The organism is Spiroplasma endosymbiont of Asaphidion curtum (assembly GCF_964031085.1).
Lineage (GTDB): Bacteria > Bacillota_I > Bacilli_A > Mycoplasmatales > Nriv7 > Nriv7.
The window spans coordinates 955,957-971,860 of the sequence record NZ_OZ035001.1 but is presented as its reverse complement, the minus strand read 5'-3'; the positions used below and the strand labels follow the sequence as shown (position 1 = coordinate 971,860).

Sequence of the window (15,904 nt, the reverse complement as noted above, 5' to 3'; positions counted from 1 at the left end):
AGTTTCTTTCGGTTATGGCGACCACCCACAATTTATCGTGCTTTAATACATACCAACATTATTAATTCACTTGTATTTAATTTTCAAAGAACAAATTTTAACACCTTATAAAATAAAAAGACAATCATTGCTGACTGTCCTTAATACTTATTCAAACCTTTTCCCACCTAAGAAAACTTTATGCATCCGCATTCACCTTTGAGAATGATTAAATAAAAAAATAAATTTTAATAATTATTTATCGCAAATGTTATTTTCGTGAATTTTAGTTCCCAGTAATTATCATATTTTCCATCCGTTAGAGTCTACTTGAATTGAAGAGTGATTTGGTGAGGCTTTTGCCTATTGAATGTTAACTCCAAAGCATTTACGAACTTATGGATGAGAAATATTAAATCAATATTTTATGTTAGAGTTACCAAAAATTATTAAAAGTTAATTTAGTTAATTAATTTAGAAAATACTAAGAATTTCAAAATTCTTAGTATTTTTGTTTATTCCTATGATTTCTTGTTAATTTAAGAAATAGCAATGCTTATTAATAAAACATTTGTTATAATAATAAAAGTTATTACAATAGACTTGGTACATAACTATAACTAGCTTAATTCAAAATTATATATTCCTGAAATTAAGTTAAATCGTAATCCAAATCTTCTAATCTTATTGCGATAACGATAAACTAGTATTTTAAATCTTTTTAATCTAGCAAAAACATGTTCAATGGCAATTCTAACTTTATTTAAAAAGCTATTATATTCCTTTTTATCTGGATTTAAAGGATTATTTTTACTCTTTTTAATTGGCAATAATGTATTTTTATGAACATTTTGCAAACCTTGATATCCTGAATCAGCAATTAATTCTAATTTTGGATTTATAAGTGTATTTGATTTTAAAAATAACTTATAATCATGAATACTGCCATAACAAAAATCTACTGAAATAATTTTATTAGACTTCTTGCATTACTTATTAAAATAATTACAAATTATTTGTAAATAAAAAATACTATATAGTAATTTCTAACTTTTATTAGGTTAATACTTATGGATTTTATTAAATGTGTAAATTTTGACACAACAAAAAATTATTTTATTATTTAAATTTAATTTTAAATAAATATTTTATGTTATCTATAATTGCAAATTATAAATTGAAGCAATTAAATTAAATCTTAAACTAAATCGTTTTCTACGATTACGATATTTTTCAGTAATAATTTTAAATTTTTTAAGAATAGCAAAAATATTTTCAATAATAATTCTCATTTTTGAAATTAATTTATTATTATGTTTTTGTTCTTTATTTAAAGGGTTTTTCTTTGTTTTTTTCTTAGGTATTAGAACATTACTATGAATTTTTTGTATTCCTTGATAACCATTATCAACTATTAATTTAGTATTTTTTAAAATTGGGATTTTTGATTCTTTAAATAAACAAAAATCATGCTTTTTACCGAGAGAAAAATTTGTTGCAATAATTATTTTGCTTTCTTTTTCAATAATTACTTGTGTTTTAATAGTGTGTTTTTTCTTTTTTCCTGAATAAGATTGTTTTTGTCTTTTTTGGGCGTTGAATGGGTGTTTCTGTAGCATCAATAATAATTGTTTTATCATTAAAATAATCATTTATTAATGCTTTTTTACCAGCAAGTTGTTGAAAATCAGGATGTTTGATTAAAATATCTTCAATTCACTTGATATTTCGATAACAACTAGCTTCACTAATATCAAAACTTTTACCAAGATGAAAATAAGTACGATATTCTCGTCAATATGATAAAGTCATCAATAATCTATTTTCTAATGATAATTTATTATTTTTACCACCTCTTTTAAACTTTTTTAACTCAGCTTCTTTTAAAATATTTAACATTTTATTAAAAGTACTTTGCTTTATTCCAGTTAATCGTAATAATTCTTTATCATTAATAAAATTAAATTTATCAAATTTCATAATCTTAAATTCCTTATAATTTCTATTTTAAATATATTTTATAGGAATTTTGTTTAATAAATAAGTAATGCAAGAAGTCTATTGTTAAATAAATCAATAATTATTTGCGATTTTAATGAATGTTGCCTTTTCTTACTAGAAAATAATAATTTTAGTTTTTTTAATTCTTTCAATTGGAATTTCTGTAGCATCAATTGCTAATAAATTATTATTAGTACCCTTATTTTCCAATAATATCTTTTTGCCAGGTATATGAAAGTGACTATTTTTTATTAGAGTATTTTCAACTCAAAAGATATTACGAATACAACTAACATGACTAATATTAGACTTCTTGCATTACTTATTAAAATAATTACAAATTATTTGTAAATAAAAAATACTATATAGTAATTTCTAACTTTTATTAGGTTAATACTTATGGATTTTATTAAATGTGTAAATTTTGACACAACAAAAAATTATTTATTTAAATTTAATTTTAAATAAATATTTTATGTTATCTATAATTGCAAATTATAAATTGAAGCAATTAAATTAAATCTTAAACTAAATCGTTTTCTACGATTACGATATTTTTCAGTAATAATTTTAAATTTTTTAAGAATAGCAAAAATATTTTCAATAATAATTCTCATTTTTGAAATTAATTTATTATTATGTTTTTGTTCTTTATTTAAAGGGTTTTTCTTTGTTTTTTTCTTAGGTATTAGAACATTACTATGAATTTTTTGTATTCCTTGATAACCATTATCAACTATTAATTTAGTATTTTTTAAAATTGGGATTTTTGATTCTTTAAATAAACAAAAATCATGCTTTTTACCGAGAGAAAAATTTGTTGCAATAATTATTTTGCTTTCTTTTTCAATAATTACTTGTGTTTTAATAGTGTGTTTTTTCTTTTTTCCTGAATAAGATTGTTTTTGTCTTTTTTTGGGCGTTGAATGGGTGTTTCTGTAGCATCAATAATAATTGTTTTATCATTAAAATAATCATTTATTAATGCTTTTTTACCAGCAAGTTGTTGAAAATCAGGATGTTTGATTAAAATATCTTCAATTCACTTGATATTTCGATAACAACTAGCTTCACTAATATCAAAACTTTTACCAAGATGAAAATAAGTACGATATTCTCGTCAATATGATAAAGTCATCAATAATCTATTTTCTAATGATAATTTATTATTTTTACCACCTCTTTTAAACTTTTTTAACTCAGCTTCTTTTAAAATATTTAACATTTTATTAAAAGTACTTTGCTTTATTCCAGTTAATCGTAATAATTCTTTATCATTAATAAAATTAAATTTATCAAATTTCATAATCTTAAATTCCTTATAATTTCTATTTTAAATATATTTTATAGGAATTTTGTTTAATAAATAAGTAATGCAAGAAGTCTATTATATTTTTTTGCAATAATACGATATGTACTATATTCTTTTCAGTATTCTAAAGTCATAAGTAATCTTTGCTCTATTGATAATTTATTTGGTCTACCACTAATTTGTTTTTGTTTAGCTTCAGCTTCTTTTAAAATTTCTACCATTTTCATGAAAGTTTTATATTTTATGCCTATTAGACTATAAAATTCATTTTCGTCTTTGTATTTATCTAACATTTGTACTTCACCTAGGAAATAATATTATCAAAATAGTAGATAAAATTGAGGGTTATGTACCAAGTCTAATATTTTAAAACTGAATTAATTTGATATAATTTAATTAGTGAGGTAAGATATGAAAAATAATTTTGATATCATTAATAATACTGAATTTGATGTCATATTTTATACTGACTCGTGACATAAAATTTTAAATACAATAACTGATATGTTAAATATTGATGATGCTTTAGAATTATCGTTAAACATTATTAGTAAAGAAATGAGTTTAAAATTAAATCAAACTTATCGGCAAAAAAATTATGTTGCTGATGTGCTATCTTTTCCCGTTGAACCAGATAATCAAAAGCTTTATGCGATGATTAATATGCGAATTTTAGGTGATATTTTTATTTGTTTTGAATTAGCACAAGAACAAGCCGATAAATATGAACATAGTTTATTGCGAGAATTATCGTTCTTATTTTTACACGCTTTGTTACATTTATTGGGATATGATCATCAAACTAAATCAGAAGAAGATATCATGTTTGCTTTACAAGATGAAGTATTAACAAAGTTAAAAATTACTAGAAATAAATAGAGGAGAAATTATGGAAAAAGATTATTTAAAAATATTAAAAGAGTTAAGTAATAATTCTTATAGTCCATATTCAAAGTTTCAAGTAGCAGCAATATTACAAATAAAGAATGATATAATAATTAAAGGCGTTAATGTTGAAAATATTGCTTATGGTGAAACTATTTGTGCTGAAAGAGTAGCCTTGATGCAAGCCTATACGCAAGGTTTTACAAAAGAAGATTTAATTGCTATTCATCTTTATACAAAAACAGGAATAACTCCTTGCGGTAGTTGTCGACAAGTAATGAGCGAATTATTAACGGCAAATTGTCAGGTTTATATTTATAATGAAGCAGAAATAGTTAATACATTTAAAAATGAACAATTATTACCTAATCGTTTTAAATCAATTAACTAAATAACATTAGGATAAACTATAGTAATGGAGCATAATTTTATGAAGGAAACAAATAGTAATTTATTATTAGTTGACATAAAAAATTTAAGTAAAAAATATCGTCAAAAATGAGCTTTACAAGATATTAATTTACAAATTTATTGTGGCGAGCGAATTGGTTTGATCGGTGCTAATGGTAGTGGCAAATCAACAATTTCAGAAATTATTGCGGGAATAAGAAAGCCAACGGCAGGAGTAGTTTGAAAAAAGTCAGAATTAGTTATTGGGATTCAGTTTCAAGATTCTAAATATCCGATTGGTATTACTATTTTAGATATGATTCAATATTACTTAGAAACTTTTAATATTAAATATCATTATGATGATTTAGAAAATTTATTAAAAACATATCAACTAGATGATATTAAGAAAAAACAAATTAATTCTTTATCTGGAGGTCAACAACAAAGATTAAATATTTTATTAGCAGTTATTCATAAACCGCAATTAATTATTTTAGATGAAGTATCAACAGGTTTAGATATTGAAGTGCGTGAAGATATTTTTGAATTTTTAGAAGAAAATATTGTTAAGAAAAATGTAACGATGATTTTAGTAACTCATATTATGAGCGAAGTAGAAAAGTTTTGTGAAAAAATCATTTTTTTACATAATGGTTTAATTAAAGAACAAATTACTGTTAAAGAAGTTATTGAACAATATGGTACAGTTGCTGAATATACAAGGGTAAAATTTAAATTTTATAAAGAACAAGATAAAAATAATAATAATAATAATAATTCTTTTTTAATGATTGATAATGAAAGGAAAAAAAATAATGTTCAATAGTTTGCTGACAGAAAAAAGATTATTTAAAAGTTTTTTTAAACTTTTAATTCGTTATTATTCTCGCGGATATATGGCCATTAGTTATTTAATTTTTTTTCCTTTAATGATATTAATAATTGATTTCGTTATTTTTTCCAGTGAATTACCTAATGTTGATGATGAATTTTTATTAAGCAAAATAAAAAATATGATTGTGGGGGCATTAATGATTCAAGTAATGATTATTGGGTTTCAAATTATTTCAGGAACAATTGTTGAATTTCGTAATTCAATAATTATTAAACATTTTGGAACAATTAATATGAAACCCAGAACTTTTTTCTTAACTGTTATTTTATTTGGTTGTATTTTAAGTTTGTTTACAATTTTAATAACATTATTTTGAACTATCATTATTTTTGGACGTCAATTTAATATTAGTGAACTTTTAAGTTTTATTAATTTACCAGTTATTGGTTATTTAATATTTTCTATTATTATTAGTATTAGTTTTGGAGTTTTATTAGCAACATTTTTTAAAACTCAAAAACAACATATGTTAATTTCTAATGCTTTATTTTTACCAATGATGCTTTTTAGTGGCGTATTTTTATCAAATTTAAATTTTGATAAGAATTTAATTTTTAAGATTTTTAGTTATTTATCAATTTTTAAATATCCGAGTAGTTTATTAATCAATAATATTGCTAACAATAGTATCTTATCCAACACAAATTTTATTATTAATATTTTAGTTTCTAGTACCTTTCCCTTAGTATTTATTGGCATTGCGATTAAATGGTGAAAATGATATGAATAATAATTTTCGTTCTGGTTTTATTGCCATTATTGGTGAACCAAATGTTGGCAAATCTACTTTATTAAATACTTTAATGTTAAAAAAAATTGCTATTGTTAGTAATAAACCGCAAACAACAAGAAATCGAATTCAAGGAATTTTGACTACCGATGATTATCAAATAATTTTTATTGATAGTCCAGGAATTCATAAATCTACTAATGAATTAGGAAAAAGTTTAAATCGGGCGGCGATGCAAAGTACTAAAGGTGTTGAAGGTATCTTATGATTAGTTAATAGTTATGAAGAAATTTCATTAACACATCAATATATATATAAGTCTTTGCAGGAACGAGAAGTACCAATTTTTTTAGGATTGACAAAAATTGATTTAATTACTTCTGAGCAATTAGAGCAAAAAATTAAATTATGAAATGAACGATTTAATGTTCAAGAAATTATTGGTATTAGTTGTTTAAAAAATATTAATATTAGTTTTTTATTAAATAAGTTGATGATAATATTACCGCTTGGACCGCAGTATTTTCCTAAAAATATGTTTCAAGATCAACAAGAAGATTTTTTTGTTAAAGAAATTATTCGTGAGAAAATTCTCTTATTAACTCATCAAGAAGTACCACACGGTGTTGCGATTTTAATTGAGGAATTTAAAAAAGAAAGAACAAAAAAAATTATTCGTGTAATCGCTACTATTGTTGTTGAAAGAGATTCGCAAAAAGGAATTTTAATTGGTAATGGTGGTAAAATGATTAAAAATATTGGTTCCCAAGCAAGAATTGAATTAGAAGAAATTTTTGCAACCCAATTTTATTTAGAATTATTCGTTAAAGTAATAAAAAAATGAAGAGATAGTCCTAATATGTTAGCAAAATTAGGTTATGGTAAAAAATAAAGGAAATAAAGTGAATTGACAACAAAAATTTCGGGAATAATTGTTAATAAACAAGATTATCGATTGGTTGATGTCATTGTTAATATTTATACTATTAATGGCATTATTGCTATTTATTGTCCTGGGGTGCGAAAAATCACTTCTAAAAATCAAGCATTTTTACAATTATTTAATTATTGTGAATTTGAATTATTTTTTGCTTATAGTAAAAATAAAATGCATCGGTTAAAAACCGGAGTTATTCTTGAAACATTCCCTAATATTCATAGTAACTATGAACGCTTAATGGTAACTAATTATTTAGTTAAACTTTGTAGTGAACTTGCTGAGGATACTAATATTATTTTTAATGAATTATTAGTTATTTTACAAAATATTAATAATGATAAAAATGAAGTTAAAAAACAGAAAAGTTTTTTAACTTTTAAAGTGTTAAAACTTTTAGGATTACAATTGCAACTGAACCATTGTAGTATTTGTAAAAGTAATAAGAATATTAAAACAATAAATTGATCAGCTGGTGGGTTTATTTGTTGTGGTTGTTTTAAAAACGAACAACAAATATTTCCAATTTCACTTTTACAAGCACTATATGAATTAAATCATGAACCAGAATTTGAACAATGAAAGATTAATCAAGATGATTTATATGTTCTAATTCCATTTTATTATGAATAGACTTCTTGCATTACTTATTAAAATAATTACAAATAATTTGTAAATAAAAAATACTATATAGTAATTTCTAACTTTTATTAGGTTAATACTTATGGATTTTATTAAATGTGTAAATTTTGACACAACAAAAAATTATTTTATTATTTAAATTTAATTTTAAATAAATATTTTATGTTATCTATAATTGCAAATTATAAATTGAAGCAATTAAATTAAATCTTAAACTAAATCGTTTTCTACGATTACGATATTTTTCAGTAATAATTTTAAATTTTTTAAGAATAGCAAAAATATTTTCAATAATAATTCTCATTTTTGAAATTAATTTATTATTATGTTTTTGTTCTTTATTTAAAGGGTTTTTCTTTGTTTTTTTCTTAGGTATTAGAACATTACTATGAATTTTTTGTATTCCTTGATAACCATTATCAACTATTAATTTAGTATTTTTTAAAATTGGGATTTTTGATTCTTTAAATAAACAAAAATCATGCTTTTTACCGAGAGAAAAATTTGTTGCAATAATTATTTTGCTTTCTTTTTCAATAATTACTTGTGTTTTAATAGTGTATTTTTTCTTTTTTCCTGAATAAGATTGTTTTTGTCTTTTTTTGGGCGTTGAATGGGTGTTTCTGTAGCATCAATAATAATTGTTTTATCATTAAAATAATCATTTATTAATGCTTTTTTACCAGCAAGTTGTTGAAAATCAGGATGTTTGATTAAAATATCTTCAATTCACTTGATATTTCGATAACAACTAGCTTCACTAATATCAAAACTTTTACCAAGATGAAAATAAGTACGATATTCTCGTCAATATGATAAAGTCATCAATAATCTATTTTCTAATGATAATTTATTATTTTTACCACCTCTTTTAAACTTTTTTAACTCAGCTTCTTTTAAAATATTTAACATTTTATTAAAAGTACTTTGCTTTATTCCAGTTAATCGTAATAATTCTTTATCATTAATAAAATTAAATTTATCAAATTTCATAATCTTAAATTCCTTATAATTTCTATTTTAAATATATTTTATAGGAATTTTGTTTAATAAATAAGTAATGCAAGAAGTCTAATGATAATTTATTATTTTTACCACCTCTTTTAAACTTTTTTAACTCAGCTTCTTTTAAAATATTTAACATTTTATTAAAAGTACTTTGCTTTATTCCAGTTAATCGTAATAATTCTTTATCATTAATAAAATTAAATTTATCAAATTTCATAATCTTAAATTCCTTATAATTTCTATTTTAAATATATTTTATAGGAATTTTGTTTAATAAATAAGTAATGCAAGAAGTCTATTTAATAAAATCCATAAGTATTAACCTAATAAAAGTTAGAAATTACTATATAGTATTTTTTATTTACAAATAATTTGTAATTATTTTAATAAGTAATGCAAGAAGTCTAATATAAATTTATGAACTGCATTTTTAGTAGTATTTGAAAAATTAAATTTTTTAGGAAATTTTTCTCTAATTAAACCATTAGTATTTTCATTAGTACCTCTTTGTCAAGGCGAATACGCATTAGCAAAATAAATTTTCACATTTAAATTTTTTTCAAGTTGTTGTCAATTAGAAAATTCTTTACCCCTATCAAATGTTATAGTCTTAACAAGATTATTTGGAAGAATTGATAAATAATGGCTAATGTTTTCGTTAACAACTTTAGTAGTTCTATTTTCAACTAACATTGCTAAAGTAAATCTTGATGTTCTTTCAACTAAAGTTATTAAACATGATTTACTTTTACCTCGTGATGATACTACAGTATCACCTTCTCAATGACCAACAGTTATACGATTATTAACATTAATATTTCGTTCTTTAATTGATTTACCATTAAATTTACCGCGATTTTCTTGAGATTTTCGTTTCTTACCTTTTCTTCTTAAATTTTTATTAGTAACTTTTTCAAGTAATCCAGAATAAATTCAATTGTAAATTGTTTTAAAACTAATAATTCATTCTTTATGAAAATTTTTAATTCTGCCATAAATTTGTTCAGGCGATCAACCTAATAGTAATTTTTGTTGTACATATTTTACTAATTCTCTATTTTTAAACTTATGAAAATAAACATGTGATTGTTTTCTGTTTTCTGCTTTATTTTGTGCAATTAATGAAAAATAATGATTACTATCTTTATTTCTATTGACTTCTCGAATAATAGTACTAATACTTCGATTAAGATTTTTAGCTATTTCACTAATTTTTACTTTAAATTTCAATTGATTCTCAATATAAATTCTTTCATATATGCCAAGATGTTTGTAACCCATATAAAAACTCCTTGCTTTGTTTTTTCTAAAATAAACTTAGCATCATGAAATTTTTATATGAGATTTTTTGCAATTTTATTTACTTGCACTTACAAGTATAATTCAGCAATTCTTTCAATTGGAATTTCTGTAGCATCAATTGCTAATAAATTATTATTAGTACCCTTATTTTCCAATAATATCTTTTTGCAATAATACGATATGTACTATATTCTTTTCAGTATTCTAAAGTCATAAGTAATCTTTGCTCTATTGATAATTTATTTGGTCTACCACCAATTTGTTTTTGTTTAGCTTCAGCTTCTTTTAAAATTTCTACCATTTTCATGAAAGTTTTATATTTTATGCCTATTAGACTATAAAATTCACTTTCATCTTTATATTTATCTAATATTTGTACTTCACCTAGGAAATAATATTATCAAAATAGTAGATAAAATTAAAGGTTATGTACCAAGTCTAATAGATAAATCTTGCAGATCACAAATAACTACTCCTGTAACGCCAATTCCGGCTGGGTCAATAGCTAAAATATACTCTTGATTCATCAACAATCTCCTTTTTAACTTTACTAATAATTTATTAGTTTTTAGCAATATAATTTCCTTTTTAATTAATTATCATCTTCCACAAAGTTATAATAAATATTTTGCACATCGTCATCATCTTCTAAGGAATTAATTAACTGTCAAAATTGTTCAATGGCAATTTTATTTTTTAAGGATACTGTTTTGTTCGGTTGAAAAATAATTTCACTAACATCAAAGGCAGTAACACCCTTAGATTCTAAAAAGGTTTTGGTTATTCAAAACCTATCAACAGTTGTCGTAATAATAAATGTTCCTTCATCGTTATTAACATCAATAGCCGCAATTTCTAAAGCTCATTCAAAAACTTTATCCACACTAACGGTCTTATTAGTAAAAACTAATAGTCCCACACGAGTAAAAAGATAACGAACACTGCCAGTAACCCCTAATGTTCCTTTAGCTTTATTAAAAATACTACGAACATTAGTCGCTGTACGATTACGATTATCAGTTAAACATTCAACCATAACAGCAATATGTCCCGCAACAAATCCTTCATAAATAATTTCTTCATAATTAAGATTACTATTATCTTGACTAAATTTCTTTAAAGCACGGTCAATATTTTCTTTGGGCATATTAACTGTTTTTGCTTTTTCAATTAGCAATCGCAATTGATTGTTAGTTTCAATATTAATCCCACCGTTTCTTACCGCAGTATTTAATTGTCGCAAAATTTTTTGAAAAATTTTACCACGAATTTTATCTTGGGCCGCTTTACGATGCTTAATATTTGCTCATTTTGAATGTCCTGCCATGATAATTCTCCTTTTCATTAAAATTTTAAATTAACCATGAATTGGTTTACCAATAATTCCATGCACAGCTTCCATCACAACTTCTGATAAAGTTGGATGAGGATGAATTGTTTTTTGCCAACTCATAAATTGTTCCTTCACTAACCATTGTTGTTGTCACTCCCATAATCATATCCGTTGCTGTTCCCGAAATAATATGAGCCCCATAAATCTCACCAGTTCGTTTATTGGCTAAAAGTTTAACAAATCCCGTTATTTCACCATCAGCTAATGCTTTACCATTACCCAATAAAGGAAACTTAAAACTACTAAACGGTAATTGTTTATCTTGACATTGTTGCTCTGTTAAACCAACACTAGCAATTTTTGGAAACGAATAAATACAACTAGCAATATAATCCATATCCATTTTACTATTCTTACCTAAAATATTTTCCACAGCAACAATTCTTTGCGCTGATGCCACATGAGCTAACATCTTATCAGCAGCAATGCCAATATTATAATAATTATGATAAACAATTTCTTCTGTTACTTCATCTAATCGTGCATTAATTATTGGAAATTCTTTTAAAGCCATCGTAACTGCCCTAATAAAAAATGGCATATAAGTTAATTTAAAATCAGGTTTAATAACTGTCATTTTTAATTGTGCTCTTAATTGTACTAAAGCAGTAACATTTACTTGCGTCATTAAACTAGTATGCGGAATTGTAAAAACTGAATTACTCATTGCTTTAAAAATTGCTTTTCTGGTTGGCGTCATTTTTACACGCTGTTCTGCTTGCGATACCATTTTTAAAGAAATATCATCAACACAAGATTGCATTGGCGGGGCAACCGCTAATGGTTTTTCTGTTACTAATTTCGATGATTTTACTTCACTAGACAAAGGATGTCCACCGACTAAATCTTGTTTTAATACTCTGCCATTAGGTCCTGTCCCCTTAATAGTTGTAATATCGATTCCTAATTCACGAGCCATCCTTCGAGCTAATGGGGTTGCTAATACTTTATTATTTGATTTTTCAGGATTAGTTTCCATCATATTTGATGAAACTTGTTTATTAATACTTTCTTCTGACTTATTAGATTTAGATGAAGTAACATTATTACTAAGATTACTACTAGCAAAGACATCACCGGTCTTAATAAATATCGCCAACTTCAAAATTAATTTGACCAATTTTACCATCAAATTCAGCAACTATTGCTTGAGAAAGTTTATCTGCTTCTAACTCAAATAAATCTTGACCTTTTTTAATATCATCGCCAATCTTAACATAAATTTGTGTTATTTGACCTTCATTAATATCACCATCAAGACCTAAAAATTTAAATTCTATCATATCTCTACTCCTTTCTCACTTAAGCTAAATATGTCATCATTGTTTTTACTTTATCAATAATTCTTTTTTCAGTAATCTTAAATCAATGTTCACCTTGATATAAAGGAACAGTCACATCATAACCTGTTAATCTCGCTGGCGGACATTGTAAATATTCAAAACATTTTTCATTAATTGTCGTAATAATTTCTGAAGATACTGAAAAAGATTTAACTGCTTCATGCACTACTAATATTCTTCTTGTCTTTTTAACGAAAACAACAACTATTGCCTCATCTCACGGATGAATTGTCATTAAATCAATTAATTCAATTTTCATTCCTTCTTGTTGCAATTTAGCAACAGCAGCTTCACAATCATAAACTAATGGCCCATAAGTAACAATTGTTAAATCAGGATTATCACTAGCTTCTCATTTAGTAATTTGTTTTGCCTTATCAATTTCAATGGTATAATGACCAGCAGCAACTTCTTCTTTGGGCGTATAATAATTTCTTAACGGTTCTAAAAACATTACCGGATCATCACATTCCGCTGCTGCTAACATTAATCCTTTAACATCAGTAGGTTTAGCCGGAATAACAACTTTAAAACCAGGAGAACATGCGCAAACATTGCTTCAATAGCTTCAGAATGATGTTCTAAACCTTTTAAACCTCACAAATTAACTGGCATCCGAATAACCATTGGACAAGTAAATCTTCCTCTTGTGCGATTACGAAACCGAACTATATGACAAAATAATTGTTGAAACGCCGAATAAGCAAAACCCTTGAAACTGTAATTCCCCAATCGGGCGAAGTCCATTAAAAGCCATTCCAGCAGCAATTCCTACTAAACTAGCTTCAGCAATTGGCGCATCAAAACAACGATTTTCACCATGTTTCTTTTGTAAACCTCTAGTTGCACGAAACATGCCACCAGCAAAAACCAACATCTTCACCATAAGTAACTATTGTCTTATCGCGTTCCATTGCAATGTCTAGTGCATTAGTTAATGTTTGAATATTACTATATAGTGCCATTAGTTATTACCTTCCTTTGCAAAATATGCTTGTGCTTCTGCTAATTGTTCTTCTAATTGCGGTGTCATTTTTGCATATGTATATTGAAAAATATCTGCCAATTTTGTATCTTTTTTATTCATTGCACTATTAATTTCATTACGAATTAATACTTCATTTTCAACATCTAATTGTTTTTGTTTGGTTTCATCTCATTTTTTATTCGCAATTAAATAATTTCTTAACCGATCAAGCGGATCTTTTTTTAATCATTCAGCTTCTAATTGTGGATCATAATAATCTTTTTTAATATCCGATGCTGAATGAGCAAAACGCCGATAAGTAATTGTTTCAATAAAGGTTGGACCTTCACCAGCTTTTGCACGAACAATTGCTTTTTCAACCATTGCATAAACTGTAAAAAAATCATTACCATCAACTTGAGCACTAGCAATCCCAAAAACACCCACACCTCTAATTGCTAAAGATGCCGTTGCTGATGCTTTTTTTCTCGGTGTTGTTAAGGACCACTGATTATTTTCCACCATAAAAATTACTGGTAATTTATGAATCGTAGCAAAGTTCATTGCTTCATAAACTTCGCCTTCACTCGTTCCCCCATCACCAATAGTAGTAATAACAATACCATCACCTTGTTTAAACTTTTCAGCAAACGCAATTCCGGTTGCATGGGAATATTGAGTCCCAATTGGGATATTAATTGGTAAAACATTAATAGACTTCTTGCATTACTTATTAAAATAATTACAAATTATTTGTAAATAAAAAATACTATATAGTAATTTCTAACTTTTATTAGGTTAATACTTATGGATTTTATTAAATGTGTAAATTTTGACACAACAAAAAATTATTTTATTAGACTTCTTGCATTACTTATTAAAATAATTACAAATTATTTGTAAATAAAAAATACTATATAGTAATTTCTAACTTTTATTAGGTTAATACTTATGGATTTTATTAAATGTGTAAATTTTGACACAACAAAAAATTATTTTATTATTTAAATTTAATTTGCTGAATTATACTTGTAAGTGCAAGTAAATAAAATTGCAAAAAATCTCATATAAAAATTTCATGATGCTAAGTTTATTTTAGAAAAAACAAAGCAAGGAGTTTTTATATGGGTTACAAACATCTTGGCATATATGAAAGAATTTATATTGAGAATCAATTGAAGTTTAAAGTAAAAATTAGTGAAATAGCTAAAAATCTTAATCGAAGTATTAGTACTATTATTCGAGAAGTCAATAGAAATAAAGATAGTAATCATTATTTTTCATTAATTGCACAAAATAAAGCAGAAAACAGAAAACAATCACATGTTTATTTTCATAAGTTTAAAAATAGAGAATTAGTAAAATATGTACAACAAAAATTACTATTAGGTTGATCGCCTGAACAAATTTATGGCAGAATTAAAAATTTTCATAAAGAATGAATTATTAGTTTTAAAACAATTTACAATTGAATTTATTCTGGATTACTTGAAAAAGTTACTAATAAAAATTTAAGAAGAAAAGGTAAGAAACGAAAATCTCAAGAAAATTGCGGTAAATTTAATGGTAAATCAATTAAAGAACGAAATATTAATGTTAATAATCGTATAACTGTTGGTCATTGAGAAGGTGATACTGTAGTATCATCACGAGGTAAAAGTAAATCATGTTTAATAACTTTAGTTGAAAGAACATCAAGATTTACTTTAGCAATGTTAGTTGAAAATAGAACTACTAAAGTTATTAACGAAAACATTAGCCATTATTTATCAATTCTTCCAAATAATCTTGTTAAGACTATAACATTTGATAGGGGTAAAGAATTTTCTAATTGACAACAACTTGAAAAAAATTTAAATGTGAAAATTTATTTTGCTAATGCGTATTCGCCTTGACAAAGAGGTACTAATGAAAATACTAATGGTTTAATTAGAGAAAAATTTCCTAAAAAATTTAATTTTTCAAATACTACTAAAAATGCAGTTCATAAATTTATATTGTCTTTAAACCAAAGACCAAGAAAAATACTAAATTATCTTTCACCAATCGAATATTTGGTTAGAAAAATAATTTAGTTGCACTTAACTTTACAATTTGGCATTTTAAATAAATATTTT

General features: G+C 24.7%; 20 protein-coding genes and 1 pseudogene. 8 read left to right on the top strand and 13 right to left on the bottom strand.

Annotated elements, in window-relative coordinates; all coding sequences use genetic code 4:
- Positions 1 to 599 precede the first annotated feature (599 nt).
- From AAHJ00_RS05790 to AAHJ00_RS05775, 4 genes are all read right to left on the bottom strand, one after another.
- Positions 600 to 905 (bottom strand): transposase family protein, encoded by a 306-nt coding sequence (locus AAHJ00_RS05790; RefSeq protein WP_342224621.1) that lies wholly within the window; start codon positions 903 to 905, stop codon positions 600 to 602.
- Positions 906 to 1,136: 231 nt separating this feature from the next.
- A protein-coding gene (locus tag AAHJ00_RS05785) for an IS5 family transposase (protein ID WP_342223496.1) occupies positions 1,137 to 1,959 on the bottom strand; the annotation gives its coding sequence in 2 pieces (ribosomal slippage) (positions 1,137 to 1,563 and positions 1,562 to 1,959; 825 coding nt in all).
- Between the two features lie 503 nt (positions 1,960 to 2,462).
- Positions 2,463 to 3,286, bottom strand: a protein-coding gene (locus tag AAHJ00_RS05780; protein ID WP_342223477.1) for an IS5 family transposase whose coding sequence is annotated in 2 segments (ribosomal slippage) — positions 2,463 to 2,890 and positions 2,890 to 3,286 — 825 coding nt in all. Because the reading frame shifts where the segments join, the coding sequence is not laid out codon by codon here.
- A gap of 53 nt (positions 3,287 to 3,339) precedes the next feature.
- Positions 3,340 to 3,585, bottom strand: a complete 246-nt coding sequence (locus AAHJ00_RS05775) for a transposase family protein (RefSeq protein ID WP_342223763.1) — start codon at positions 3,583 to 3,585, stop codon at positions 3,340 to 3,342.
- Between the two features lie 118 nt (positions 3,586 to 3,703).
- Here AAHJ00_RS05775 and ybeY point away from each other — a divergent pair, with 118 nt between their 5' ends.
- The 6 genes from ybeY to recO are packed head-to-tail and all read left to right on the top strand — an operon-like array spanning position 3,704 to position 7,765.
- Positions 3,704 to 4,171 (top strand): rRNA maturation RNase YbeY, encoded by a 468-nt coding sequence (gene ybeY / locus AAHJ00_RS05770; RefSeq protein ID WP_342223762.1) that lies wholly within the window; start codon positions 3,704 to 3,706, stop codon positions 4,169 to 4,171.
- Between the two features lie 10 nt (positions 4,172 to 4,181).
- Positions 4,182 to 4,568 carry a cytidine deaminase gene (gene cdd / locus AAHJ00_RS05765; RefSeq protein WP_342223761.1) on the top strand — a complete coding sequence of 129 codons (387 nt, stop codon included), beginning with the start codon at positions 4,182 to 4,184 and terminating at the stop codon, positions 4,566 to 4,568.
- 39 nt (positions 4,569 to 4,607) lie between these two features.
- Positions 4,608 to 5,396, top strand: a complete 789-nt coding sequence (locus AAHJ00_RS05760) for an ABC transporter ATP-binding protein (protein ID WP_342223760.1) — start codon at positions 4,608 to 4,610, stop codon at positions 5,394 to 5,396.
- Positions 5,386 to 6,195 carry an ABC transporter permease gene (locus tag AAHJ00_RS05755; RefSeq protein ID WP_342223759.1) on the top strand — a complete coding sequence of 270 codons (810 nt, stop codon included), beginning with the start codon at positions 5,386 to 5,388 and terminating at the stop codon, positions 6,193 to 6,195. Before AAHJ00_RS05760 ends, AAHJ00_RS05755 begins: the two co-directional genes overlap by 11 nt.
- Complete coding sequence (era, locus tag AAHJ00_RS05750; protein WP_342223758.1) at positions 6,188 to 7,087, top strand: GTPase Era; 900 nt, start codon at positions 6,188 to 6,190, stop codon at positions 7,085 to 7,087. The genes AAHJ00_RS05755 and era overlap by 8 nt, the downstream gene beginning before the upstream one ends.
- A 15-nt stretch (positions 7,088 to 7,102) precedes the next feature.
- Positions 7,103 to 7,765: a DNA repair protein RecO gene (gene recO / locus AAHJ00_RS05745; protein ID WP_342223757.1), complete on the top strand. Its 663-nt coding sequence runs from the start codon at positions 7,103 to 7,105 to the stop codon at positions 7,763 to 7,765.
- Between the two features lie 178 nt (positions 7,766 to 7,943).
- Here the strand turns inward: recO and AAHJ00_RS05740 are convergent.
- The 3 genes from AAHJ00_RS05740 to AAHJ00_RS05730 form a co-directional block, all read right to left on the bottom strand.
- A protein-coding gene (locus tag AAHJ00_RS05740) for an IS5 family transposase (RefSeq protein WP_342223756.1) occupies positions 7,944 to 8,767 on the bottom strand; the annotation gives its coding sequence in 2 pieces (ribosomal slippage) (positions 7,944 to 8,371 and positions 8,371 to 8,767; 825 coding nt in all).
- A 22-nt stretch (positions 8,768 to 8,789) separates the two neighbouring features.
- Entirely contained in the window at positions 8,790 to 8,999 is a 210-nt protein-coding gene (locus AAHJ00_RS05735; protein ID WP_342223755.1) for a hypothetical protein, read from the bottom strand.
- A gap of 161 nt (positions 9,000 to 9,160) precedes the next feature.
- Positions 9,161 to 10,063 carry an IS30 family transposase gene (locus tag AAHJ00_RS05730; protein ID WP_342223754.1) on the bottom strand — a complete coding sequence of 301 codons (903 nt, stop codon included), beginning with the start codon at positions 10,061 to 10,063 and terminating at the stop codon, positions 9,161 to 9,163.
- Positions 10,064 to 10,120: 57 nt separating this feature from the next.
- Between AAHJ00_RS05730 and AAHJ00_RS05725 the strand changes: the two genes are divergently transcribed.
- Positions 10,121 to 10,258, top strand: coding sequence for a hypothetical protein (locus tag AAHJ00_RS05725; RefSeq protein WP_342223753.1), 138 nt, complete (start codon positions 10,121 to 10,123; stop codon positions 10,256 to 10,258).
- On the opposite strand, the gene AAHJ00_RS05720 is transcribed toward AAHJ00_RS05725, so the two are convergent.
- From AAHJ00_RS05720 to AAHJ00_RS05685, 6 genes and pseudogenes are all read right to left on the bottom strand, one after another.
- Entirely contained in the window at positions 10,206 to 10,391 is a 186-nt protein-coding gene (locus tag AAHJ00_RS05720) for a transposase family protein (protein ID WP_342223752.1), read from the bottom strand. The two genes, AAHJ00_RS05725 and AAHJ00_RS05720, sit on opposite strands and share 53 nt — an antisense overlap.
- 285 nt (positions 10,392 to 10,676) lie before the next feature.
- A complete protein-coding gene (locus tag AAHJ00_RS05715; RefSeq protein WP_342223751.1) occupies positions 10,677 to 11,411 on the bottom strand; it encodes a YebC/PmpR family DNA-binding transcriptional regulator in 735 nt (244 codons plus the stop codon).
- A gap of 46 nt (positions 11,412 to 11,457) precedes the next feature.
- Positions 11,458 to 12,606 (bottom strand): 2-oxo acid dehydrogenase subunit E2, encoded by a 1,149-nt coding sequence (locus AAHJ00_RS05710; protein WP_342223750.1) that lies wholly within the window; start codon positions 12,604 to 12,606, stop codon positions 11,458 to 11,460.
- Complete coding sequence (locus AAHJ00_RS05705; RefSeq protein WP_342223749.1) at positions 12,560 to 12,760, bottom strand: biotin/lipoyl-containing protein; 201 nt, start codon at positions 12,758 to 12,760, stop codon at positions 12,560 to 12,562. The genes AAHJ00_RS05710 and AAHJ00_RS05705 overlap by 47 nt, the downstream gene beginning before the upstream one ends.
- A gap of 19 nt (positions 12,761 to 12,779) precedes the next feature.
- Positions 12,780 to 13,785, bottom strand: a pseudogene (locus AAHJ00_RS07980) (alpha-ketoacid dehydrogenase subunit beta).
- Entirely contained in the window at positions 13,785 to 14,474 is a 690-nt protein-coding gene (locus AAHJ00_RS05685; RefSeq protein ID WP_342224620.1) for a thiamine pyrophosphate-dependent enzyme, read from the bottom strand. Before AAHJ00_RS05685 ends, AAHJ00_RS07980 begins: the two are co-directional and overlap by 1 nt.
- Positions 14,475 to 14,911: 437 nt before the next feature.
- On the opposite strand from AAHJ00_RS05685, the gene AAHJ00_RS05680 reads away from it, so the two are divergent.
- A complete protein-coding gene (locus AAHJ00_RS05680; RefSeq protein ID WP_342223745.1) occupies positions 14,912 to 15,862 on the top strand; it encodes an IS30 family transposase in 951 nt (316 codons plus the stop codon).
- Positions 15,863 to 15,904 lie beyond the last annotated feature (42 nt).